The organism is Streptomyces piniterrae, assembly GCF_005048155.1.
Classification (GTDB): Bacteria; Actinomycetota; Actinomycetes; order Streptomycetales; family Streptomycetaceae; genus Streptomyces; species Streptomyces piniterrae.
On sequence record NZ_SUMB01000003.1, the window covers coordinates 523,347 to 547,926 of the forward strand.

The 24,580-nt window shown below is 71.1% G+C and carries 17 protein-coding genes; 8 read left to right on the plus strand and 9 right to left on the minus strand.

The annotated features are described in order from the left end of the window. Positions 1 to 165 precede the first annotated feature (165 nt). The gene (locus FCH28_RS11070; RefSeq protein WP_136739634.1) at positions 166 to 1,593 is read left to right on the plus strand and encodes an amino acid permease; all 1,428 of its coding nucleotides are present in this window, start codon (positions 166 to 168) and stop codon (positions 1,591 to 1,593) included. A gap of 56 nt (positions 1,594 to 1,649) precedes the next feature. On the opposite strand, the gene FCH28_RS11075 is transcribed toward FCH28_RS11070, so the two are convergent. Then, positions 1,650 to 2,249, minus strand: coding sequence for a biotin transporter BioY (locus FCH28_RS11075; protein ID WP_136739635.1), 600 nt, complete (start codon positions 2,247 to 2,249; stop codon positions 1,650 to 1,652). A 307-nt stretch (positions 2,250 to 2,556) separates the two neighbouring features. Between FCH28_RS11075 and FCH28_RS11080 the strand changes: the two genes are divergently transcribed. From FCH28_RS11080 to FCH28_RS11090, 3 genes are all read left to right on the plus strand, one after another. After that, positions 2,557 to 4,011: an amino acid permease gene (locus FCH28_RS11080; protein ID WP_136739636.1), complete on the plus strand. Its 1,455-nt coding sequence runs from the start codon at positions 2,557 to 2,559 to the stop codon at positions 4,009 to 4,011. A 301-nt stretch (positions 4,012 to 4,312) separates the two neighbouring features. Continuing rightward, on the plus strand, positions 4,313 to 5,752 hold the full coding sequence (locus tag FCH28_RS11085) for an amino acid permease (protein ID WP_136739637.1): 1,440 nt from the start codon (positions 4,313 to 4,315) through the stop codon (positions 5,750 to 5,752). A gap of 183 nt (positions 5,753 to 5,935) precedes the next feature. After that, the gene (locus FCH28_RS11090; RefSeq protein ID WP_136739638.1) at positions 5,936 to 6,577 is read left to right on the plus strand and encodes a superoxide dismutase; all 642 of its coding nucleotides are present in this window, start codon (positions 5,936 to 5,938) and stop codon (positions 6,575 to 6,577) included. Positions 6,578 to 6,795: 218 nt separating this feature from the next. Here the strand turns inward: FCH28_RS11090 and FCH28_RS11095 are convergent, their stop codons facing one another. Continuing rightward, positions 6,796 to 7,440 (minus strand): DsbA family protein, encoded by a 645-nt coding sequence (locus FCH28_RS11095; protein WP_136739639.1) that lies wholly within the window; start codon positions 7,438 to 7,440, stop codon positions 6,796 to 6,798. 103 nt (positions 7,441 to 7,543) lie between these two features. Between FCH28_RS11095 and pepN (FCH28_RS11100) the strand changes: the two genes are divergently transcribed. Together pepN (FCH28_RS11100) and FCH28_RS11105 are read left to right on the plus strand one after the other, a co-directional pair. Next, positions 7,544 to 10,138 (plus strand): aminopeptidase N, encoded by a 2,595-nt coding sequence (pepN, locus tag FCH28_RS11100; protein ID WP_136739640.1) that lies wholly within the window; start codon positions 7,544 to 7,546, stop codon positions 10,136 to 10,138. 123 nt (positions 10,139 to 10,261) lie between these two features. Further along, the gene (locus FCH28_RS11105; protein ID WP_136739641.1) at positions 10,262 to 11,287 is read left to right on the plus strand and encodes a hypothetical protein; all 1,026 of its coding nucleotides are present in this window, start codon (positions 10,262 to 10,264) and stop codon (positions 11,285 to 11,287) included. A 92-nt stretch (positions 11,288 to 11,379) separates the two neighbouring features. Here the strand turns inward: FCH28_RS11105 and FCH28_RS11110 are convergent, their stop codons facing one another. Continuing rightward, positions 11,380 to 13,131, minus strand: coding sequence for a TIGR03767 family metallophosphoesterase (locus FCH28_RS11110; RefSeq protein ID WP_136739642.1), 1,752 nt, complete (start codon positions 13,129 to 13,131; stop codon positions 11,380 to 11,382). A 480-nt stretch (positions 13,132 to 13,611) separates the two neighbouring features. On the opposite strand from FCH28_RS11110, the gene FCH28_RS11115 reads away from it, so the two are divergent. Next, entirely contained in the window at positions 13,612 to 14,643 is a 1,032-nt protein-coding gene (locus tag FCH28_RS11115; protein ID WP_136739643.1) for an aspartate-semialdehyde dehydrogenase, read from the plus strand. A 289-nt stretch (positions 14,644 to 14,932) separates the two neighbouring features. Further along, positions 14,933 to 17,503: an aminopeptidase N gene (gene pepN, locus FCH28_RS11120; protein WP_136739644.1), complete on the plus strand. Its 2,571-nt coding sequence runs from the start codon at positions 14,933 to 14,935 to the stop codon at positions 17,501 to 17,503. Between the two features lie 263 nt (positions 17,504 to 17,766). On the opposite strand, the gene alc is transcribed toward pepN (FCH28_RS11120), so the two are convergent. The 6 genes from alc to FCH28_RS11150 all read right to left on the minus strand — a co-directional run bounded on the left by alc (position 17,767) and on the right by FCH28_RS11150 (position 24,173). Continuing rightward, positions 17,767 to 18,921: an allantoicase gene (gene alc / locus FCH28_RS11125; RefSeq protein ID WP_136739645.1), complete on the minus strand. Its 1,155-nt coding sequence runs from the start codon at positions 18,919 to 18,921 to the stop codon at positions 17,767 to 17,769. 137 nt (positions 18,922 to 19,058) lie between these two features. Next, positions 19,059 to 20,018 (minus strand): LysR family transcriptional regulator, encoded by a 960-nt coding sequence (locus FCH28_RS11130; RefSeq protein WP_136739646.1) that lies wholly within the window; start codon positions 20,016 to 20,018, stop codon positions 19,059 to 19,061. Between the two features lie 109 nt (positions 20,019 to 20,127). Then, positions 20,128 to 21,105, minus strand: coding sequence for an acyl-ACP desaturase (locus FCH28_RS11135; protein ID WP_136739647.1), 978 nt, complete (start codon positions 21,103 to 21,105; stop codon positions 20,128 to 20,130). 257 nt (positions 21,106 to 21,362) lie between these two features. After that, the gene (locus FCH28_RS11140; protein ID WP_136739648.1) at positions 21,363 to 21,611 is read right to left on the minus strand and encodes a hypothetical protein; all 249 of its coding nucleotides are present in this window, start codon (positions 21,609 to 21,611) and stop codon (positions 21,363 to 21,365) included. Between the two features lie 120 nt (positions 21,612 to 21,731). Then, complete coding sequence (gene malQ, locus FCH28_RS11145) at positions 21,732 to 23,897, minus strand: 4-alpha-glucanotransferase (RefSeq protein WP_136739649.1); 2,166 nt, start codon at positions 23,895 to 23,897, stop codon at positions 21,732 to 21,734. Between the two features lie 6 nt (positions 23,898 to 23,903). Beyond that, complete coding sequence (locus FCH28_RS11150) at positions 23,904 to 24,173, minus strand: hypothetical protein (RefSeq protein WP_136739650.1); 270 nt, start codon at positions 24,171 to 24,173, stop codon at positions 23,904 to 23,906. Positions 24,174 to 24,580: the final 407 nt, after the last annotated feature.

Here is a 24,580-nt window from a genome sequence, read left to right on the forward strand (position 1 = left end):
TAGCGGCGTCGTGGGCGTAATCGCTTGTTGACCTTGTGTACGTATGCGTGGCGCGGAACTCTCCAGCTTTTCACGCAACAATCCGTCGCCAGGCCTTCCAATCCATGGTTAACGAAGATCTAATGCTGGGGTTCCATTTCCGTGAACCACACAAGGACGGTGCACATGGGCGCCCCACCGCCTACCTCCGAAGCGGTCCCCACCACCGGTGATCCCGGTGCCGGACCCACCGGGGGGCAGTCGCAGGACGGGCTGCAGGCAGGACTGAAGAACCGCCATCTGTCGATGATCGCCATCGGTGGTGTCATCGGCGCGGGACTGTTCGTGGGCTCCGGGGCCGGCATCTCGGCCGCCGGGCCCGGCATTCTGCTCTCGTACGCGCTGACCGGGCTGCTGGTCGTGCTGGTGATGCGGATGCTGGGCGAGATGGCCGCGGCCTCCCCCACCTCCGGGTCGTTCTCGGCCTACGCGGACCGGGCGTTGGGCCGCTGGGCGGGTTTCACGATCGGCTGGCTGTACTGGTTCTTCTGGTCGGTGGTGCTGGCCGTCGAGGCGACCGCCGCCGCGGCGATCCTCACCGGCTGGGTTCCGGCCGTCCCGCAGTGGGCCTGGGCGCTGCTGGTGATGGTCGTGCTGACCGGCACCAATCTCGTCTCGGTGAGTTCGTTCGGTGAGTTCGAGTTCTGGTTCGCCGGTATCAAGGTCGTCGCGATCGTGGTCTTCATCGTGGTCGGCGCGCTGGCGATATTCGGATTGCCGCCGGGCGATCACGCGGTGGGCACGGCGAATCTGACCGGGCACGGCGGATTCCTGCCGAATGGTCCGGGGGCGATTCTCTCCGGCATGCTGCTGGTGGTTTTCTCGTTCATGGGCAGCGAAATCGTCACGCTGGCGGCGAGCGAGTCGCCGAATCCGGTGCAGGCCGTACGCAAGGCCGTCAACAGCGTCATCTGGCGGATCGCGCTCTTCTACCTCGGTTCGATCGCGGTGATCGTGACGCTGCTGCCGTGGAACGATCCGGCGGTGCGCAAGAGCCCGTACGTGGCGGTGCTGAAGTCGCTGGACATTCCGTACGCGGGCACGGTGATGGACGTCGTGGTGCTGACCGCGGTGCTGTCCTGTCTGAACTCCGGGCTCTACACGGCTTCCCGGATGGCGTTCTCGCTCGGCGAGCGCGGTGACGCGCCGAAATCGTTCAAGAAGGTCAACAAGGGCGGGGTGCCGGCGGTCGCGATCTGGGCGTCGGTCGCGTTCGGCTTCATCGCTACGGTCTTCAGCTATACGTCGAAGGACACGGTCTTCCAGTTCCTGCTGAATTCGTCGGGCGCGGTGGCGCTTTTCGTATGGCTGGTCATCTGCTTCTCGCAGCTGCGGATGCGCCGGGTCATCGAACGGGAGACGCCGGAGCGGCTGACGGTGCGGATGTGGCTCTACCCGTGGCTGACGTACGCGACGATCGGGCTGATCCTCTTCGTCATCGGCTATATGTTCTACGACCCGGAGGGGCGGGAGCAGATGGTCCTGTCGGTGGTCGCGGCGGTGGTGGTGCTGGCGATCGGGCTGGTGCTGGACCGGAAGCGGCCGCGCGCCTGACACGACGGCGGGGCCCGCACCACGTTGGTGCGGGCCCCGCCCCGTGCGCAGACCTGTCAACCGCGACGGCCGGCCAGCTTCCAGGCGGTCGGCAGTGCCCCCATCGCCAGCGCCGCCTTCAGCGCGTCGCCGATCAGGAACGGCACCAGGCCGGCCGCGGCCGCCTGACCGAGCGTCATGCCGGTGCTCAGCGCCAGGTACGGGACGCCGACGGCGTAGATCACGGCCGTGCCGGCGGCCATCGTGGCGGCGGTACGCAGCACTCCGCGGTCGCCGCCGCGGCGGGCCAGCGCGCCCACGACGGTGGCGGCGAGGAGCATGCCGACGATGTAGCCGAACGTGGCGCCGCCGGCACCCGAGGCGCCGCCCGCGAACCACGGCATGCCCGCCATGCCGGCCAGGGCGTACAGCGCCAGGGAGAGCAGACCGCGGCCGGCGCCGAGCGAGGCGCCGACGAGCAGGGCGGCGAAGGTCTGGCCGGTGACCGGGACCGGGGAGCCGGGGACCGGGACGGCGATCTGGGCCGCCATGCCGGTGAGCGCGGCGCCGCCGAGCACCAGCGCCGCGTCGCGGACGCGGGCGCGGGAGGCGGTGGTGGCGGCCGGCAGCAGGTCGGCGAGGACAGTGCCCGGACTGGTGAGAGCGGCAGTGCTCATCGGGACTCCGCGGTGTGAGAGGGATACGGGACGGTCGGGACGCGTTGACGTTAGTCCAGCGGGCCGCCGGCGATCATCGTGAGGCGGCCACAAAGCCGCACCGGCCCGCTTGGAGAGTTCCGAACAACCGCCAGAATGCCGGGCCCTGTTGGCGTCGCGCATGTCTTTGCAGGTCACGTGATGCTCATCACGGACGGGGCGGTGGCCGGGCGCCGGTTTTGTGCTAGCCCGCGAGGTGCGGCGAAACTAGGGGCGCCCCGCGGAGACCTGTGGAGTTCCCCCAAACAGCTTGTGAGAGTACGAGTCCATGCACGACGCACCGACCACCGCCGGGAAGACCTCCTCCGGTGAGGGCGCCGGCGAGCGAGAGCCGCTGTCCGCGGGGCTCAAGCAGCGCCATCTGACCATGCTGGGCCTGGGCGGGGTGATCGGCGCGGGCCTGTTCGTGGGCTCCGGCGCGGGCATCGCGGTGGCCGGTCCCGGGATCGTGCTGTCGTATCTGATCGCGGGCGGGCTGGCCATGCTGGTCATGCGGATGCTCGGTGAGATGTCCGCGGCGATGCCGGCCTCCGGCGCGTTCTCGGTGCACGCGGAGCGGGCGCTGGGCCGCTGGGCCGGGTTCAGCGTCGGCTGGCTGTACTGGTTCCTGCTGGTCGTGGTGCTGGCGGTGGAGGCGACCGGCGCGGCACAGATCGCCTGCGGCTGGGTGCCGGCGGTTCCGCAGTGGGGCTGGGTGCTGATCTTCATGGTCGTCTTCACGGTGGCCAACCTGGCCGCGGTGAAGAACTTCGGCGAGTTCGAGTTCTGGTTCGCGACGCTCAAGGTCACCGCGATCGTGCTGTTCCTCGTGCTGGGCCTGCTGGCCGTCTTCGGGGTGCTGCCGGACACGGACCCCGTGGGCCTGGCGAATCTCACGGGGCACGGCGGGCTGCTGCCGCACGGCTGGGCCGGGGTGGTCTCCGGTGTTCTCGCGGTGGTGTTCGCCTTCGGCGGGCTGGAGGTCGTCACCATCGCCGCCGCCGAGTCGGACGATCCGGCGCGCGCCGTCGGCCGGGCGGTGCGCAGCGCGGTCTGGCGCATCCTCTTCTTCTACGTCGGCTCGATGCTGGTCATCGTGACGCTGCTGCCCTGGTCGTCGATGCGGCCTGGCAAGAGCCCCTATGTGGCGGTGCTGGACGGTATCGGGGTGCCGGGCGCCGGCCAGATCATGAACATCGTGGTCTTCGTGGCGCTGCTCTCGGCGCTGAACGCCAATCTCTACGGCTCGTCGCGGATGGTGTTCTCGCTGGCGGAACGGGGCGAGGCGCCGCGTGCGCTGCTCAAAGTCTCGGGCGGAGGGGTGCCGCGCCGGGCCGTACTGGCGTCGGTGGCCTTCGGGTTCGTCTCGGTGCTGCTGAATCTGAAGTGGCCGGATTCGGTGTTCCTCTACATGCTCAACTCGGTGGGCGCGGTGCTGCTGTTCGTGTGGGGGCTGATCGCCGTCTCCCAGCTGCGGCTGCGTCCGCGTATCGAACGCGAGGCGCCGGGGACGCTGACCCTGCGCATGTGGGCCTTCCCGTATCTCACCTGGCTGGCGCTGGTGGCGATGGCGGGCGTGCTGGTGCTGATGCTGACCGACGACGCGGCACGGCCGCAGCTGCTGTGGTCGGCCGGGGCGACCGCGGCGGTGCTGGCCGTCGCGGGCCTGCGCGCACTGCGGGCGCGCCGGTCCCGCGGTCCGGCGTCCCCTTCGGCTGACGATGGGTCAGCCGAAGCGTGCTGAGACGGAGGCCACAGTTCCGACGTCACCCCACGTCGCAATCGACGAGCTGTCAGGCACGAACGGTAACGATCACGTCTGAATACCGAACATTCGCTGCACGACTGTTGCCCTGAGCGGACACCGGCGCCCAGACTGAGCGCGTTTCACCGAGGACCCCGGAGTTGAGCCGTCGGCAGCCCTGCGCGAGCCGCTGCCCCGGCGGGGGTCCGGGGGGTCGGGCCGCGGCAGCTTCGCGCCGGGCGTGGCCCCGGGAGAACGCAGTATCGCCCCGCTCCGCCTCACCTACTGGGACAGGTACGACATGAATCGGACACCCTCGTCCGCCGCGCCCGCGCGCGAGACCGACGCGGTCCCGGGCTCCGGCCAGGACGGCGGCTCCACGCTGTCCAACGGCCTCAAGCAGCGCCATCTCTCGATGATCGCCCTGGGCGGGGTGATCGGCGCGGGCCTGTTCGTCGGCTCCCGCGAGGGCATCGCGGCCGCAGGACCGTCGATCGTGCTGGCCTATGCCGTCTCCGGCGCCCTGATCATGCTGATCATGCGGATGCTCGGCGAGATGTCCGCGGCCAATCCGGCCTCCGGATCCTTCTCCGTGCACGCCGAGCGTTCCATCGGCTCCTGGGCCGGGTTCACGGTGGGCTGGATGTTCACCGCGCTGCTGTGTGTGGCGGTGGCCGCCGAGGCACTGGGCGCCGCGGACGTGATGCACCAGTGGTTCCCGGACAGCGAGCCCTGGATGTGGGTACTGCTGTTCATGGTGATCTTCACCGCGACGAACCTGGCCGCGGTGAAGAACTTCGGTGAGTTCGAGTTCTGGTTCGCCGCCCTGAAGGTCGCGGCGATCGGCATCTTCCTGGTCCTGGGACTGCTGGCCATCTTCGGCGTGCTCCCCGGCACCGACGCGCCGGGCGCCTCGCACCTCACCGGTGACGGCGGCTTCCTCCCCAAGGGCGTCGACGGCCTGATGGTCGGCCTGCTGGCCTCGGTGTTCGCCTACGGCGGGCTGGAGACGGTGACCATCGCGGCCGCCGAGTCCAAGGACCCGGTGCGCGGTGTCGCCAGGGCGGTGCGGACCGCGATGTGGCGGATCGCCCTCTTCTACGTCGGCTCGATGGCGATCATCGTCACCGTCATCCCGTGGAGCGCCCCCTCGATCGCCAAGAGCGGCCCGTACGTGGCGGTCCTGGACTACCTCAAGATCCCGGCGGCCGGCCAGATCATGAACGTGGTCATCCTCGTGGCGCTGCTCTCCGCGGTGAACGCCAACATCTACGGCTCCTCCCGGATGGCGTACTCACTCATCTCGCGCGGCCAGGGCCCGGCCTTCCTGGGCAAGGTCAGCGGCGGCGTGCCGCGCCGCGCGGTCCTGCTCTGCTCCGCCTTCGGTTTCCTCGCGGTGCTGTTCAGCTTCTGGTGGCCCACCACGGTCTTCCAGTGGCTGCTGAACATGGTCGGCGCGGCCGTCCTGGTGGTGTGGGGCTTCATCGCCGCGGCCCAGTTGCGGATGCGGCGCCGGCTGGAGCGCGAGGCGCCCGAGAAGCTCGTGGTGAAGATGTGGGCGTTCCCCTACCTGACGTGGGTGGCGCTGGCGGGTGTCGCGGTGGTGCTGCTGCTGATGCTGCGCGACGAGAACCAGCGGATCCAGCTGCTGTTCACCGGCGGGTTCGCGGTGGTGCTGGCCGCGATCGGGCTGATACGGCAGCGGGCTGTGAGCAACAGCGCGGAGCCGGCCGACAAGTAACGCGCGGCCGCACTCCCTTCAGGCGGGGCGGGACCTCCTTCCGAGGTCCCGCCCCGCCTCCGTCTTTGGGACCAGGACACTCCCCGCGACCGGTCGTTGATCACTCCTGCTGATAGCGTGCTCTTGCACATTGATTGCAATTACTGCACTACGGCATGTACGCAGCTTGGAGGCGGGATCGGCATGGCGACCTACACACTTCCGGAACTCCCCTACGACTACTCGGCGCTGGCGCCGGTCATCAGCCCCGAGATCATCGAGCTGCACCACGACAAGCACCACGCGGCGTATGTGAAGGGCGCGAACGACACGCTGGAGCAGCTTGCCGAGGCGCGCGACAAGAACCAGTGGGGCAGCATCAACGGGCTGGAGAAGAACCTCGCGTTCCACCTCTCCGGCCACATCCTGCACAGCATCTACTGGCACAACATGACCGGCGACGGCGGCGGCGAGCCGCTGGAGAAGGACGGCGTGGGCGAGCTGGCCGACGCGATCGCCGAGAGCTTCGGCTCGTACGCCGGGTTCAAGGCGCAGCTGACGAAGGCGGCCGCGACCACACAGGGGTCCGGCTGGGGCGTGCTGGCGTACGAGCCGGTCAGCGGGCGGCTGATCGTCGAGCAGATCTACGACCACCAGGGCAATGTCGGCCAGGGCTCGGTGCCGATTCTGGTCTTCGACGCCTGGGAGCACGCGTTCTATCTGCAGTACAAGAACCAGAAGGTCGACTTCATCGAGGCGATGTGGGAGGTCGTCAACTGGCAGGACGTGGCCAAGCGGTACCGCTCCGCTCGGGAGCGTGCGAACAACCTGCTGTTGGCGCCGTAAGGGTGAGGGAACGTCCTGCCTCGTGATCGTCTTCTCAACTTTCACCTGAGGCGGGCGGAGTAACGGCGAGGCCCCACGAGGACGTGACTCGTGGGGCCTCGCTCATGCCTTCGGCTGCGGGCCGTGTTCCCGTTGTGCCCACCCTCCCCCAAGCTCTGAAGGAGCAGGGGGCACCCCCATCGCCCTGCGGAACGCCTGCCCACAACGGGGGGGGTGGGTCAGTCGAAGCTCGGGGACTGGGTGCGGGTGCGCTTGATCTCGTAGAAGCCGGGGATGGAGGCGACCATCAGCGTGCCGTCCCAGAGCTTGGCGGCCTGCTCGCCCTTGGGGGCCGGGGTGACGACCGGGCCGAAGAACGCTATCTGCTCGCCGTCGGAGCCGGGGACGGCGATGACGGGGGTGCCGACCTCCTGGCCCACCAGGTCGATGCCCTCCTTGTGGGAGGCGCGCAGCTGCTTGTCGTAGGCGTCGGAGTCCGCCGCGTCGGCCAGTTCGGCGGGCAGGCCGGCCTCCGCGAGCGCGTCCAGGATCGTTTCGCGGCCGCGGCCGCGGCCCTCGTTGTGCAGGCGGGTGCCGAGCGCGGTGTAGAGGCGGCCGAGAACCTCGGTCCCGTACTGCTGCTCGGCGGCGATGCACACCCGCACCGGGCCCCAGGCGCTGCCGCCGGGGAGCATCGCCTCGCGGTACGCCTCGGGGAGCTCGTCCAGCTTGTTCTCGTTGAGCACGGCCAGGCTCATGACATGCCAGCGGACCTCCACCGGGCGGACCTTTTCCACCTCCAGCATCCAGCGGGACGTCAGCCAGGCCCAGGGGCACAGCGGGTCGAACCAGAAGTCTGCCGGGGTCTTCGCGGTCTCGGACACCTGATCTCCTCGTGTGAGCTGCTCTGTGGACGGTTCAACAGCCGGGCCCCGTGCCATGATTCCCAGTGTTCGATATTCGAGACGAGGACGAGGGAGTCACGTCGTGCCAGGTGAGAATCTGTCCCGGGACGAGGCGCACGAGCGGGGGCGACTGCTGAGCGTCGACGGGTACGACGTGGCGCTCGATGTCCGCTCAGCGGTACGGCACGACGGGGCGGCGGAGGCTCAGACGTTCCGCTCCCTGACGACGATCCGTTTCCGCTGCGCCGAGCCCGGCGCCGCCACCTTCGCCGATCTGCTCGCGCCGTCCGTGACCTCGGTCACCCTCAACGGCCGTGCGCTGGACGTGGCCTCGGTGTTCGACGGCACCCGGATCGCGCTGGACGGGCTGGCCGCGGAGAACACCCTCGTCGTCGACGCGCAGTGCGCCTACAGCCGTACCGGCGAGGGCCTGCACCGGTTCGTGGACCCGGAGGACGGCGAGGTCTACCTCTACACCCAGTACGAACCGGCCGATGCCCGACGAGTCTTCGCCAATTTCGAACAGCCGGATCTGAAGGCCCCGTTCACCTTCGAGGTGACCGCGCCCGAGGGGTGGCGGGTGCTCAGCAACGGGGAGCAGGAGGGGGCGGCCGAGGGCGGGCGGCACAGGTTCGCGACCACCCGGCCGATCTCCACGTACATCACGGCCGTCGTCGCCGGCCCGTACCACTATGTCTCCGACAGCTACCGGCGCACCTTCGAGGACGGGAGCGAGCTGGAGATCCCGCTGGGCGCGCTGTGCCGGAAGGGGCTGGCGAAGCACTTCGACGCGGAGGACATCTTCACGGTCACCAAGCAGGGCCTGGACTTCTTCCACGACCACTTCGACTATCCGTACCCGTTCGGGAAGTACGACCAGGCGTTCGTGCCGGAGTACAACCTCGGCGCGATGGAGAACCCGGGCTGTGTCACCTTCCGCGAGGAGTTCATCTTCCGGGGGAAGGTGACCGACGCGTCGTACGAGGGCCGGGCCAACGTCATCCTCCACGAGATGGCGCATATGTGGTTCGGGGATCTGGTCACCATGCAGTGGTGGGACGACCTCTGGCTCAAGGAGTCGTTCGCGGACTTCATGGGCGCGTTCTCGCTGGTGGAGTCGACGCGCTTCCGGGACGGCTGGATCACCTTCGCCAATCGGCGCAAGTCCTGGGCCTACCGTGCCGACCAGCTGCCCTCCACCCATCCGGTCACCGCCGACATCCGTGACCTGGAGGACGCCAAGCTCAACTTCGACGGCATCACCTACGCCAAGGGCGCCGCGGTGCTCAAGCAGCTGGTGGCGTACGCCGGGCAGAACGCGTTCCTGGAAGGCGCGCGGCGCTATTTCAAGCGGCACGCGTACGGCAACACACGGCTGACGGATCTGCTGTCGGTGCTGGAGGAGACGTCGGGGCGGGACATGGCGGCCTGGTCGCGTGCCTGGCTGGAGACCGCGGGGGTGAACTCCCTCACCCCGCAGGTGACGTATGACGCGCAGGACCGGATCACGGAGCTGAGCATTCTCCAGGAGGCCGCCGCCTCGCATCCCGAGCTGCGGCCGCACCGGGTCGCGGTCGGGCTCTACCGGCGGCGGAGCGGCGACACCGCGCTGACGCGCTACGCCCATGTCGAGGTGGACGTCACCGGCGCGCACACGGTCGTGTCGGAGCTGACCGGGATCGAGCGTCCCGAGCTGATCCTGGTCAACGACGAGGACCTGACGTACTGCAAGATCCGCTTCGACGAGGGATCGCTGGCCACGCTGCGGGCCCGGCTCGGCGACCTCGCCGACCCGCTGGCGCGCGCGCTGTGCTGGGCCGCGCTGTGGGGCCTGACCCGCGACGGGCTGATGCCGGCCCGTGACTACCTGGACCTGGTGCTGCGGTTCGCCGGCCGGGAGACCGACATCGGCGTGCTGCAGTCGCTGCACGGCCAGGCCCGTACCGCGCTGGAGCACTACTCGGCGCCGGGCCGCCGCGAGAGTGCGGGACGCGAGCTGGCCGAGGGCGCGGTGCGTGAGCTGCGGCTGGCCGAGCCGGGCAGCGACCACCAGCTCGCCTGGGCCCGGCACTTCGCCTCGGTCGCCTCGGCCGAGACCGACCTTCAGCTGCTGCGCGGCCTGCTGGACGGCACCGCGAAGATCGACGGGCTGGACGTGGACCAGGAGCTGCGCTGGACGTTCCTGGAACCACTGGTCTCGCACGGTGTGGTGGACGAGGCGGGCATCGCCGCGGAACTGGCCCGTGACGACACCGCGTCCGGCAAGCGCTACCAGGTGCGCTGCCTGGCCGCCCGCCCGTCCGCGGAGGTCAAGGCGCGGGCGTGGGCGGATGTGGTGGAGTCCGACGCGCTGTCGAACGCGCTGGTGGAGGCGACGATCAGCGGGTTCGCGCAGCTGGGGCAGCGGGAGCTGCTGGCGCCGTACGCGCCGCGCTACTTCGAGATGATCGAGCGGGTGTGGCGGGAGCGGTCCATCGAGATCGGCATGGCGGTGGTGCGCGGGCTGTTCCCGTACTGGCAGGTGGAGCAGCGGACGCTGGACGCCGCGGACGCCTGGCTGACGGAGCACGCGGCGGCGGCGCCCGCGCTGCGCCGGCTGGTGTCGGAGGAGCGGGACGATCTGGCGCGGGCGCTGCGGGCACAGGCTTGTGACGAGGCCGCGGCGGCGAGGCCGTAACCCCCGTTCCGACCAGCCTCTTTCGGCAGTCGAACGCCCGTACTTTAGGACGGGGTTGTCCGGTTTGTGGTACGGGCGTGTAACAGCGGTTAGGGGGCGGGGCGAGGGTGGAATGGCCGGGTCATGAACCACGACACCCCGCTCTCCCCCCTCCCCCTCCGCCATCTCTCCGACGTCCGGCGCCGGGTGCTGACCACGCGGCAGCTGCGTGAGCACGGCGTCAGCGCGCCGGAGACCACCGAACGGTGCCGGCCCGGCGGCCCTTGGCAGCAGGTGCTGCCGGGGGTGTATCTGCTGCACCCTGGGCCGCCCACCAGCGAGGAGCGGCTGCATGCCGTTCTGCTGTACGCCACCCACCGCGGCGCTGGCGTGCCCCGCCAGGGCGGCGGCGAGCGGCGCACCGGACCGGAGGCGATGATCACCGGGCTGGCGGCGCTCGCCCTGCACGGCTTCGCCGGCGCTCCCCCACTGCTCTCCCTGGACCGGATCGAGGTGCTGGTCGCCCGCACCCGGCGGCTGCGTTCGACCGGTTTCGCGCAGATCGTCCGGGCACCGGAGCTGCCGGACCCGGAGGAGGTCACCGGGGTGCCCACCGCGCCGGTCGTGCGGGCGCTGGCGGACGCGGTGGACCGGCTCGACGATCCGACGTCGGTGCGCCGGCTGCTGACCGAGGCGGTCCGCGGCGGGCACTGCGAAGCGGCCACGCTGGTGGCGGAGTTGAGCCGGGCGCGGCTGCTGAGCCGGCCGCATGTGGTGGACGCAGTGGACACCCTGGTGGCCGAGGGCCGGACGCTGGCCGAGCAGCGGCTGTACGCGATGGTGCGCCGGTACGACCTGCCCGACCCGCTGTGGAACGTCGATCTGCGGCTGCCGGGCGGGCCGCACCTGGGGGGTGTGGACGCGTACTGGCCGGAGCACTCGGTGGCCCTGGAGATCGACACCAGGGCGCCGCGCGCGGAGCAGGACCCGCTGCGCTCGCCGTACGACCGCAAGCGCGAGCATCTGGAGCGGCTGGGCATCACCGTCGTCCGCTGTGTGCCGCGCACCCTGCGCGAGGCGCCGGAGCAGCAGGCGACGGTGGTCCGTACGGCACTGATGGCGGCATCGGACCGGGAGCCGAGCTCGTATGTGGTGGTGCTGCCGCGGTAGCGGGACCCCTAGGGGGCGTTCGAACAGAACCCCTAGGGGTTGCGAGGGCCCCTTGCAGGGCCCAACGCGGGGGCGCCGGGCGGTATTCCAGGTCAGCGCCGCTTCAGCAGGAGTTCGGCGTTGCGGTCCTGGGCGGTGCCCGCCAGGTCCGAGCGGGCCTCGGGGGCGTTGAAGGACAGTTCGCGGTAGAGGGCGGCCAGGCCGGTCTGGGACAGGTCGGTGAAGTCGGTACGGTGCGGGGCGGCCGACTCCACCAGGGTGGTGAACAGCGACAGCGTGCCGTCGTGGTTGTCCACCAGCTCGATGACCCGGGCGAGTTGCGGGAAGTCGATGTGCGAGGCGGTGGTGATCTCCCAGAAGCTGCCGTGCGGGGTGATGTCGTTCTTGTGGCTGTGCCCGTTGATCCAGCCCACGACGCCGGGGTGGGCGGACAGCAGCTCGACCAGTTCGGGGCCGCCGTGCCGCCGCTCGTGCGGGCGGGCCGGGTCGGGGCGGGTGTTGTTCATGGTCTTGCTGGTGTGGTGGCTGAAGACCAGGACGTAGGCCTGCTCGCCCTTCTCGTTCTCCTTCAGCACCCGCTTGAGCCACTTCAGCTGGCCGTCACCGATGGAGCCGGTGTAGTGCCCGCCGGGGTCGGTGGTGTCCAGGCTGATGCCGAGGACATCGTCGGAGATCTTGAAGGTGTAGTAGAGCCGGTCCTCGGCGAGGTCGTCGGCGGTGTAGCCGTGGCCGTGCGGTCCCGGTCCGGTGCGGGCCGGGTCCAGGTGGGCCTTGAGGTACTCGGCACGGGTGAAGGGCGCGCGACGCTCGTCGGGGGTGACCGTCCGCGCCTGCCTGGCGTGCGACTTCAGCAGCCGCTTGAAGTCCTCCCCCTTGGGGTCGAGGCCCTTCTTGACCGCCTTCCACACCTTCGCGGCCTCGGCGGCGGGCAGCGTCTCCAGCTTGCGGCCGCCGGTGGCTATCTCGGTCCAGAAGGGGTCGCCCGGGGCGTAGCAGCCGCCCGGCAGCGAGTCGTGGTTGCCGACCGTCGAGTACCAGGGCAGACGCAGGCCGGGGCTGTGCACGGTGCGGATCGCCGCGTCCAGGAATCCGTCCAGCCGCGGGAAGCCGAGCTTCTTGTCGGCGTCGCGAAGCGCGCTGTCCGGCTGCCAGTACAGCGTCAGCCCGCTGTCCTGGACGCCTTCGTAGCGGTGCGGGGCGCCGGAGTTGGGGGTGATCCGGCCGCCGCTCATCGCGGTCAGGAACCAGTCGAGTTCGAGCCGGGAGTTGTTGTCGGTGTTGTCGCCGGTGGTCATCACGAAGGACAGCGGCGCCCCGGTGGCGGGCCCGCCCGGCAGCGCGTTGACCCGCTCGATCAGCGAGACCACCCCGGCGACGGAGAGCGCCTCCTGCGGCCGCCAGGCGCTGGCGGTCTCGGCGCGCAGGTACTCGTAGCGCAGCGGGTGCTGCACGTCGACCAGGTGCAGATCGGTGAACTGGACGAACGAGGCGAGCGCGGTGCGCCGCTGGTCGCGCCCGCGGTGGGCGGAGCCGAGCTCGGCGCGGACGACCCGGTCCCAGGCGGGGCCGTCGGCGAGCCGGCGGTAGCCGGAGGTGCCGCGCGGGGTGGCGACGCCGGCGAGGGTGGTGCCCCGCTTGTACGGCACGCCCGGCACGGCGGGGGCCTGGACGGGGGCGGGTGCGGCGGGTGCCGGGCCCGGGGTGACGGTGGCGGCCGCGGCGGGCCGGTCCCCACCGAGGGTGAGCCCGAGTCCGGTGGCGGCGCCGACGACGCCGGTCGCGGCAGAGACGGCAAGAAACGTACGGCGGTCGAGAGCGGCGGCGGTGGACCGTGTGCGGGACATGCGCGAACTCCCCGAGTGCGAACGCGAAGGCGGGCCGGGGCCGGTGGCGGCGGAGGGGACGCCTCGTCGCCCGCCGACCGCTCAACTGCCCTGTCACCCTGGATCGTTGGCACCGGAATTGACCTGCTGGTGAACGCCACCGCAACGCCGCTTGCCCATCACCGCACAGGGAGCTCCGCGTAATCGCCCGGTCACCGGTTTCTGTTCCCGGGGGCGAACGGCGGACACCGGGCGTTCACTCGGCGGGGTATACGGGCCGGGCGCGCCCCCGCCGGCCGGGGGGCACGAAATGCGATCACCCGTGCGCGCTGCGATCATTCATGCACGCTGCGTCGCCGTCCTGTCCACGGACTCGGCACGGAACGGAATGGATTGGACAAGGCGACGGGTGTCACACACATGATGGAGCCACTACTGAGCAGGTGTTCCGTGCAGACGCCTCAGTCAGGCAGCTCAGTCAGGTCAGAAAGAAGGAGTCCCATGAGGATCGGAATCGTCGGAGCCACCGGACAGGTCGGCGGCGTGATGCGGGGCATTCTCGCCGAGCGGAACTTCCCGGTCGAGCAGCTGCGGCTGTTCGCTTCGGCCCGGTCCGCCGGCCGTACGCTGCCCTGGCTGGACACCGAGATCACCGTCGAGGACGCGGCCACCGCGGACTACTCCGGGCTGGACATCGTGCTGTTCTCGGCCGGCGGTGCGACGTCCAAGGCGCTGGCCGAGAAGGTCGCCGCCGCCGGTCCCGTCGTGATCGACAACTCCTCCGCCTGGCGCCGTGACCCCCAGGTGCCGCTGGTCGTCTCCGAGGTCAACCCGCAGGCCATCACGGACCGGCCCAAGGGCATCATCGCCAACCCGAACTGCACGACGATGGCCGCGATGCCGGTGCTGCGTCCGCTGCACGACGAGGCCGGGCTGGTCTCGCTGGTCGTCTCCACCTACCAGGCGGTGTCCGGCAGCGGGCTCGCCGGTGTGGCGGAGCTGGACGGGCAGGCCCGCAAGGTCATCGAGCAGGACGCCACCAAGCTGGTGCACGACGGCGCGGCGGTGGAGTTCCCCGAGCCGGGCACCTACGTCCGCCCGATCGCATTCAACGTGCTGCCGATGGCCGGCTCGATCGTCGACGACGGTCTGCACGAGACGGACGAGGAGCAGAAGCTCCGCAACGAGAGCCGCAAGATCCTGGACATCCCGGAGCTCAAGGTCTCCGGCACCTGCGTCCGCGTCCCGGTCTTCAGCGGCCACTCGCTCCAGATCAACGCCCGCTTCGCGCGTCCGATCAGCGCCGCCCGCGCCCAGGAGCTGCTGGCCGGCGCCCCCGGCGTCACCCTCTCCGACGTGCCGACGCCGCTCCAGGCCGCGGGCCAGGACGCCTCGTTCGTGGGCCGCATCCGCGAGGACGAGACGGCCGAGAACGGCCTGGCGCTGTTCGTCTCCAACGACAACCTCCGCAAGGGCGCGGCGCTGAACGCCGTCCAGATCGCGGAGCTGGTCGCGGCGGAGCTGCGCGGCTGACGGCTCTTTGCGGCTAAACCTCCCCCACGCTTAAGGCGCGGGGGGACCCCCATCGCTCTCGCGTAGGTGGTCACTCGCCGCGGGGGTTGCTCAATGCATGGCTGATGTGCCTGAAGAGGGCCCGTACGGACACTCCGCACGGGCCCTCGGCATTTCCAGGGGTCATTGGGCCGCAGCTCCACAAGGCCTACGGCCGCTGAGCTCCCCTTACTCACCGGCACCGACAGTCACGGCGTGGAAGGATGGCCGAAGATCCCGACCCGATGGATGATGCGAAGGAGATGACGGGGTGCCTGGCACGAATCTGACCCGCGACGAGGCGCAGCAGCGGGCGCGGCTGCTGACCGTGGACGCGTACGAGATCGATCTCGACCTCTCCGGGGCGCAGGAGGGAGGCACCTACCGGTCCGCGACGACGGTGCGGTTCGATGTGGCCGAGGCGGGTGCGGAGACGTTCATCGATCTGGTCGCGCCGGCCGTGCACGAGGTCACGCTCAACGGCGAGGCGCTGGATCCGGCCGAGGTGTTCAAGGACTCGCGGATCGCGCTGGCGGGGCTGCTCACCGGCCGCAACGAGCTGACGGTGGTCGCGGACTGCGCGTACACCAACACCGGTGAGGGGCTGCACCGGTTCGTCGACCCGGTGGACCAGCAGGCGTATCTGTACACGCAGTTCGAGGTGCCGGATGCGCGGCGGGTGTTCGCGTCCTTCGAGCAGCCGGATCTGAAGGCGACGTTCCAGTTCACCGTGAAGGCGCCGGAGGGCTGGACGGTCATCTCGAATTCGCCGACGCCGGAGCCGTCCGGCAATGTGTGGCGGTTCGAGCCGACGCCGCGGATCTCCACGTACATCACCGCGCTGATCGTCGGCCCGTACCACAGCGTGCACAGCAGCTGGGAGGGCGACGGGCGCAGCGTGCCGCTGGGCATCTACTGCCGGCCCTCGCTCGCCGAGCACCTGGACGCGGACGAGATCTTCGCGGTCACCCGGCAGGGCTTCGACTGGTTCGAGGAGAAGTTCGACTACGCCTATCCGTTCGCCAAGTACGACCAGCTGTTCGTGCCGGAGTTCAATGCCGGGGCGATGGAGAACGCGGGTGCGGTGACCATCCGCGACCAGTACGTGTTCCGGTCGAAGGTGACGGACGCGGCGTACGAGGTGCGCGCCGAGACGATCCTGCACGAGCTGGCGCACATGTGGTTCGGCGATCTGGTCACCATGGAGTGGTGGAACGACCTGTGGCTGAACGAGTCGTTCGCCACCTACACGTCGATCGCCTGCCAGGCCTACGCGCCGGGCAGCAAGTGGCCGCACTCGTGGACCACGTTCGCCAACTCGATGAAGACCTGGGCCTACCGGCAGGACCAGCTGCCGTCGACGCACCCGATCATGGCGGAGATCCGCGACCTCGACGATGTGCTGGTCAACTTCGACGGGATCACCTACGCCAAGGGCGCGAGTGTGCTCAAGCAGCTCGTCGCGTACGTCGGCATGGACGAGTTCTTCAAGGGTGTGCAGGCGTACTTCAAGACGCATGCGTACGGGAACACCCGGCTGAGCGATCTGCTGGGCGCGCTGGAGGAGACCAGCGGCCGGGATCTGAAGACCTGGTCGAAGAAGTGGCTGGAGACGGCGGGGATCAACATCCTGCGGCCGGAGATCGCCACGGACGACGACGGCACCATCACCTCCTTCGCGGTCCGGCAGGAGGCCCCCGCGCTGCCCGCCGGCGCGAAGGGCGACCCGGTGCTGCGCCCGCACCGGATCGCGATCGGCCTGTACGCGCACGAGGACGGCAAGCTGGTCCGCAAGGAGCGGATCGAGCTGGACGTCGACGGCGAGCTGACCGAGGTCCCGCAGCTGACCGGTACGCTGCGGCCGGCCGTAGTCCTGCTCAACGACGACGACCTCTCGTACGCGAAGGTGCGTCTCGACGAGGAGTCGCTGAAGGCGGTCACCGCGCATCTCGGCGACTTCACCGAGTCGCTGCCGCGCGCCCTGTCGTGGGCGTCGGCCTGGGACATGACCCGGGACGCCGAGCTGGCCACCCGCGACTATCTGTCGCTGGTGCTGTCCGGGATCGGCAAGGAGTCGGACATCGGCGTCGTCCAGTCGCTGCACCGGCAGGTGAAGCTGGCGCTGGACCTGTACGCGGCGCCGGAGTGGCGGGCGACCGGTCTGGCGCAGTGGACCGAGGCGGCGCTGGAGCATCTGCGGGCCGCCGCGCCGGGCGGTGACCACCAGCTGGCGTGGGCCCGCGCGTTCGCCGCCACGGCCCGTACGGAGGAGCAACTGGATCTGCTCCAGGGCCTGTTGGACGGTACGGAGGTGCTGGAGGGGCTGGCCGTGGACACCGAGCTGCGCTGGTCGCTGCTGCAGCGGCTGGCCGCCACCGGGCGGGCCGACGAGAAGGCCATCGCGGCGGAGCTGGAACGGGACAAGACCTCCGCCGGCGAACGGCATGCCGCGACCGCGCGGGCGGCACGGCCGACGGCCGAGGCCAAGACGGAGGCATGGGCGTCGGTGGTGGAGTCCGACAAGCTGCCGAACGCCGTGCAGGAGGCCGTGATCGGCGGCTTTGTGCAGACCGACCAGCGTGAGCTGCTGGCGCCCTACACCGCGAAGTACCTCGACGCGGTCAAGGGCGTGTGGGAGTCCCGCAGCCACGAGATGGCGCAGCAGATCGCGGTCGGCCTCTACCCGTCGCTCCAGGTCTCGCAGGAGACCCTGGACCGGACGGACGCCTGGCTGGCCTCGGCCGAGCCGAACGCGGCGCTGCGCCGGCTGGTGACGGAGTCGCGGTCGGGCATCGAGCGGGCGCTGAAGGCGCAGGCGGCGGACGCGGCGGCGGCCGGCTGACGACCGCTCCGAGGCTCCTTGAGAGCTTGGGGGAGCGTGGGCGCCCGGGACCTTGCCGGTTCCGGGCGCCCACGCCTTTTCCTCCCGCCGGCCCGGTTCAGGGTGCGGGCGGGCGGGAAGTGGTGCCGCCCGGCGGCGGCGCGGGCCTGCGCTGCCGTCCGCCGGACGAGAGGGGGATCCCCGTTGCTCCTCAAGAGCCCGGGGTCTCCGCCGGGCCCCGTCCCCCACCTACGGGGCCCGGCGGAAGCAGGGGTGACGCGGGCTCAGCCGCCCAGTGCGTCGAAGCGGCGGCCGAGGGCGGCGCGCCCGGTCTCGGTGAGGGTGCCGTGTACCCGCATCCGGGAGAGGCCACCGTCCGGGAAGACGTCCAGCCGTACATGGGTGGCGGTGACGGACGCGGGCAGCTTGAAGCGGTGCGGGGTGTCGGGCTGGAGCTTGGTCCGCGGCAGGATCTCGAACCACGCGGACGCGTCGGCCGGGTCGGCGGACTCCGCGTCGCAGCCGTAGAGCGCCGCCCAGCCGGCGGAGTTGCCCTTGAGGTACGCGGTGTCGATCTCGACGGCGCGGATCTCGCCCTGCGCGGCGAGGCGGAAGCGCACCCAGTCGTTGGTGCCCTTGACCCGGCGGCGGCGGTTCTCCCAGCCATCGTCCATCTTGCGGGACAGGTCGGGCTGGATGATCTGGGTCGGCGAGGAGTAGAAGCGGTCGGAGGCGTCCTCGACGGTGCCGCCGTGCATCACGGAGGCCAGGTCCAGGGTGCCGAGGACGTCCAGCCACTCGGGGTCGGGGACGACCTCGCCGTAGACCCGCAGCCTGGCTATGCCGCCGTCGGGGTGCTGCTTGAGGCGGAGGTGGGTGAAGCGGCGCTCGGCGGTGACCTCGAAGCCGTTGGCGGCATGGCCGCGGACGGGGGTGCGCGGGACCAGTTCCTCCCACTTCACGTCGGCGGCGAGCAGGTCCTCGGGGCTGGGGCTGCCGGGCAGCGCGGTGGCCTCGACGGTGATCTGCTGCGGGTAGTTGCCGCGGAAGTGGGCGGTGTCGACGATGACGCCGCGGATCACGCCGGGGGCGGCGAGGCGGATCAGCGCCCAGTCGTGCTCGTCGTCGGTCGGGAAGGGGTGCTCACCGTCGGCGCCGCGGCGGCGCCGGGTTTCCCAGCCGTCCATGATCTTGCCCTTGTGGCCGAAGTGCTCGGGGTCGAAGACCGCCGGGCCCGGCTTCAGCAGGTTCTCGCGCTCGGCGAAGAACTCGTCGTTCGCGGCGATCACGCCGGCGCCGAAGCGGCGGTCGGCGAGGTCGACGAGCGAGGTGAAGGGGAAGTCCCCGCCGCGGTAGTCCGCGTAGGGGTCGCCGCCGCCGTACGGGTTGGCGTCGTTGGCGTGCGGGTCAGTGGAGTGAGCGGCCGGGGTGGTGGTCATCTCTGCCCTTCGGTGTGGCCGGTGTGGTGGACGGCTCTACCTTCGCAGCGCACCAACCAACAGGTCCATCGAAAGTTCTTGGAGATTATGTTCAGCAGAACTGAAAGGTTGGTGAGGTGTCGGATCGCTCGGATCGCTCAGCCGGGCTGCCCCTGGCCCTCGTCCGGCGCCTGGGCGGCCGCCGCCTGCCGGAGCGCGGCCAGCACCCGGGACAGGCCCGGCGCCCCTTCGGCCCCGCGCCGGGCGGCCGCCACCACATGGCGGCGCGGCTGATCGGCGTGCAGCACCCGCAGTGCGACACCGGCGCCCCGGTCGTCGCGGCGCAGCGCCCCGATACCGCCCGCCATCGCCATCCGGGGCACCAACGCCACGCCCATCCCCGCCGCGACCATCGCCCAGATCGCGCTCCAGTCGGCGGCGGCATGCGCCTGCTCGGGCACGAATCCGGCGCTCTCGCAGGCGGTGGTGGTGATCTGCGACCAGGGGCCGCTGCTGCCGAAGATCCACGGCTCCCCCGCCAGATCCGCCAGCCGCAGCCCCGGTTCGGCGGCCAGCGGATGCCCGGCCGGCAGCGCCACGTCGAGCGGGTCGGCGAGCAGTGAGACCCGGCTGAACTTGGGGTCGCGCGGGGTCGGCGCGTGCGCGGCGAGGGACAGCGCGAGATCGACGCTGCCCTCGGCGAGCAGCTCGTACGCGGCCTCCGCCTCCGCCTCCCGCACGGCCACCGCCAGGCCGGGGTGCGTCCGACGCAACTCCTGTACGGCGGGCACGACCAGCGCGGGGATGGCGGTGGAGAACGCGCCGACCCGGACCTCGCCCGCCTCGCCCTGGAGATAGCCGAGGAGCTCCGCGTCCGCGCGCTCCAACTGGGCGAAGACCGCCTCGGCGTGCCGCAGCACCAGATGCGCGGCGTCGGTCAGCCGCACGCGCCGCCCGTGGGCCTCCAGGAGCGTCACTCCGAGCTGCTTGGCGAGACCGGTCAGCTGCTGCGAGACGGCCGAGGGCGTCATGTGCAGCGCCTCGGCGGTCGCGGTGACCGTGCCCAGCTCTTGGAGTGTGCGCAGGATGCGCAGCTTCTTGATGTCCCAGTTGGCCATGTCGCGTAGCGTACGGCCGGGTTGGTTCCCGCCGTTCTCGGCTGTCCGGCCCCCACGGCCGGGCAGCCGAGAACGGCGGGAACCAGGTCGGCTCAGCCCCGGCGCGGCGTCACGCGCTGCGCGCGGCGCGCCGTGCCAGGATCGCCGCCTGGCGCTCGTCGAACTTGCGGGCCTGGTCGTCGAGGCCGCCCATGAACAGGCCCAGTTCCTCCTGCGCCGCGAGGCCGGCCGGGCCCAGGCCGCTGATCTCCAGCACCTTGAGGAAGCGCAGTACGGGCTGCAGTACGTCGTCGTGGTGGATGCGCAGGTTGTAGATCCCGCCGATGGCCATCCGGGCGGCGGACCGCTCGAAGCCGGGCATGCCGTGGCCGGGCATCCGGAAGCCGGTGACGACATCGCGTACGGCGCACATGGTCTGGTCGGGGGCCATCTCGAAGGCCGCGCCGAGCAGGTTGCGGTAGAAGACCATGTGGAGGTTCTCGTCGGTGGCGATCCGGGCCAGCATCCGGTCGCAGACCGGGTCGCCGGAGTGGTGGCCGGTGTTGCGGTGCGAGATCCGGGTGGCCAGCTCCTGGAAGGCGACATACGCCACGGAGTGCAGCATGCTGTGCGAGTTGTCGGACTCGAAGCCCTCCGACATGTGCGCCATGCGGAACCGCTCCAGCTCGACCGGGTCGACGGCGCGGCTGGTGAGCAGGTAGTCGCGCATGACGATGCCGTGCCGGCCCTCCTCCGCCGTCCAGCGGTGCACCCAGGTGCCCCAGGCGCCGTCGCGGCCGAAGAGGGTGGCGATCTCGTGGTGGTAGCTGGGGAGGTTGTCCTCGGTGAGGAGGTTGACCACGAGGGCGATCCGGCCGATGTCGGAGACCTTGGACTGCTCGGGGGCCCATGCCTCGCCGCCCATCACCCCGTCGAAGTTCCGCCCGTCGCTCCAGGGCACGTACTCGTGGGGCATCCATTCCTTGGCGACCTTGAGATGCCGGTTGAGCTCCTTCTCGACGACCTCTTCGAGCGCGTAGAGCAGCTGGGCGTCGGTCCAGGCGGCCTGGCCGCGCTCTCCGTTGTGGCGGGCGGGGGCGATGGTCACGGGGGGACTCCGGGGGACGACGAAACCTACGGGACCGTAGGCGGGGGACCTACGGAGCCGTAGGTTACGTCATCGTAGGTTGGGTCCGGTTAAACACCTCCCCCCTCCCAAACCGGCCCAAAACCGCCCGATAGCGCCCTCGCAACCCCTTTTTCACCTGCGGAAACACCCGGGGATGTGTCCGGGTACGACAAAGGGCGTCCAACCGGTTCGTATGAACCGGCTGGACGCCCTCAAGACGTCGCAGCGGCCTGGTCTCAGCTCTCGGACCCGGCCTGCTTGCGGGATTTGTCGCCCGCCATGACCAGTCCGGCGATCACCAGGAAGATCACGATGGGCAGTGCGACATAGAGGCCGAGCGTCTCGATCACGCTCAGGCCCGGACCCGGGTCGTCACCATCGTCGCGGGTGAGCGCAAACGCGGGGGACGACATCAGCAGCATCAGCGCGGTGCCGGCCGTGATGGTTCCGGCGCGCAGGACATTCTTATTGACCTTGTTGCTCACGAAGTCAACGTATCGGACGGCCGTGCGCGCCGCGCGCCCGGGGTGGCGTCAGCGGCCGCCCCGGCTCCCGGGCGGCCGGCCGGGGTGGCGCGGCCGAGGGGGCGCGGCAGAAGACCGGCCCTACGGCTCCCGGTTGAGCGCTCCGTCGGACAGTTCCCGCATCAGTGCGTGCAGTCGGGGCGAGGCGGCGAGCTCCTCGAGGGTCTGCGGGCGGCCGTCGGGGCCGGCGATCGGCAGGCGCCAGTTCGGGTATTCGTCCCATGTGCCGGGGAGGTTCTGCGGCCGGCGGTCGCCCACCGTGTCGGGCAGCCAGATCCCCACCATCCGCGCCGGGGTGCGCAGCAGAAAGCGGTGCACGGCGCGGACCGCTGCCTCCTCGTCGCCGACCCCCTCCGGGAGCAGCCCCTGGCGCGCCAACTCCCGCAGCCACTCGGTGAGTTCGTACGAGGCGCGGGACCGCGCGCCGTCCACAGGGCCGGCCAGCAGCCCCAGCCGCTCGCGCAGGGCGACATCCTCGCCGGTCAGCCGGGCGGCGGTGCTCGGCAGGTCATGGGTGGTGACGGTGGCCAGACAGCCGCTGCGCCACTCCTCGGGGGCCAGGATGCGCGCCTCACCGCCGCCCGGCCCGACGTCCGCGCCCTCGTCCCCCGCCGCACCGTCGCCCGGCCCCGCCGTCTCGTAGGCACGCTCGAACCACAGCACCGACGTCCCCAGGACGCCCCGCTCGGCGAGCGCGCCCCGTACGCCGGCCTCGACGGTTCCCAGGTCCTCGCCGATCACCGCGGCGCCCGCCCGGTGCGCCTCCAGGGCCAGCACCGACAGCATGGCCTCGCCGTCGTAGCGGACGTAGGTGCCGTCCGTCGGCGGCCGGCCCTCCGGGACCCACCACAGCCGGAACAGCCCCATCACATGGTCGATGCGCAGCGCGCCGGCATGCCGCAGCAGCCCGCGCAGCAGCTCCCGGTACGGGGCGTAGCCCGCGGCGGCCAGCGCGTCCGGGCGCCAGGGCGGCAGGCCCCAGTCCTGGCCGCGGGCGTTGAAGGCGTCGGGCGGCGCCCCGATGGACATTCCGGTGGCGAAGGCGTCCTGCTGCGCCCAGGTGTCGGCGCCGGCGGGATGGACGCCGACGGCGAGGTCGTGCACCAGCCCGATGGCCATCCCGGCGTCCCGCGCGGCCCGCTGCGCGGCGCCGAGCTGCTGGTCGGTGAGCCAGGCGAGGCGGCAGTGGAAGTCGACCCGGTCCAGCAGCAGAGCGCGCAGCCGGGCCGTCGCCGCCGACCGCGGGTCGCGCAGCCCGGCGGGCCAGGAGTGCCAGTCGGACCCGTGCCGCTCGGCGATGGCGCACCAGGTGGCGTGGTCGTCCAGGGCCTGGCCCTGTTCGGCGAGGAAGTCGCAGTACGCGGCGCGCCGGCCGGGTGTCAGCGGGACCGCGCACAGCAGGTCCAGGGCTTCCCGCTTCAGCTCCCAGACCGCGTCCCGGTCGATCAGCGCGCCCCGTTCCAGGACGTCGGCGCGCAGCACCTCGGCACGCCCTGCCAGCTCGTCGGCGCGCAGCCGGGCCGTGCCGGAGAGCTGGGCGTACTCCGGGACGTGCTCGATGCGCAGATGGACGGGGTCGGGGAAGCGGCGCGAGGAGGGGCGGTAGGGGGAGGGGTCGGTGGGCGGGCCCGGGACGGCCGCGTGCAACGGGTTGAGCTGGACGAATCCGGTGCCCAGGGCGCGTCCCGACCAGGCTGCGAGGTCGGCGAGGTCCCCGAGGTCGCCCATGCCCCAGGAGTGCCGGGACAGCAGGGAGTAGAGCTGCACCAGGAAGCCGTGGCTGCGCACGGGCGGTGCGGGCACCCGGTCCGGTGCCACGACGAGGTGGGCGCGGGCGGCGCGGCCGTCGGGGGCGTGGGCGTGCAGCACATGGACACCCAGCGGCAGCCGGCCGAGCGCCGGCCGGCCCAGCCGGTGATTCCCGGTGGTGTTCTCGCCGGTCTCCGGCGCGGGCTCGGGGCTCTCCCCGGCCTCGGTCTCCACCCGCAGGACGGTGCCTTCGGGGAGCCCGGTGAGGTCGGGCGGCCGGTCGGGGCGCCCGACGAGGGTGCGGGGCAGCAGGATGCGGGCCGCTGTGTGCTGGTGTGCGTCGAGGGCGGCGCGTACGGCGTCCGGGGTCGAGGCGTCGACGCCGAGTGCGGCGAGCACGGCGACGAGGGTGTCCTCACCGGTGTGGACCGTCCGGCCGGGCGAAGGGTCGTAGGACGTGGCGATGCCGTGTAACTGGGCAAGCCGCGTGCGACCCATGCGTCCTCAGACCTCCATGGACTCCGTGCCCAGGCCGGCGGCGGTGGGCTCGCTGGTCAGCGGCAGTTCCGCGGCGATGGGGACCTCGCTGGTCAGCGGGGCGGCGTCGGCGAGCGGCGGCTCGCTGGTGAGCGGCGGCTCGGCGAAGCTGAGGGATCCGGAGCCGTCCAGGCCGGAATCGGGGTCGGAGACGCCGTCGAACAGATCGGGCTCCATCTGCGCACCTCCCGGTTTGGAGGACAGGGCATCGAGGAGCAGCTGAGCGGATGCGGCCACCAGGGGCCTCCCGTTCATCGGTAGTGGGACACGTCTGCCCTACCCACTGGACACGATTGCAGACGTAACTACGCAGCAAACGTGGGCCACGTCACAGCGTACCGTGGCAGGCGATTTCGCGGCGGCGGAGAGCCGTGGACGCAGGGATTGCGGACGAAAGGGACATCGGGAAGGAAGACCTGCGGGCCGTCGGGCCCCGGCGGGCGCCCCCGGACCGGCGGGGTGAAACCGGCACTCCCCCGGCCGCCCGTGGCACCCCCCGTCTCGCGGTTGACACCCTCACCGCCACAATGGTGGGCTCACAGCCGAAGCTCTGTCCGAACGGGCACCGGCGGGGGTAACGGGGCGCCGGCGAAGGCCGGTATGCACAGTGACGGGGACGAGGAGCAGCCGTGCGAATCCGGGGC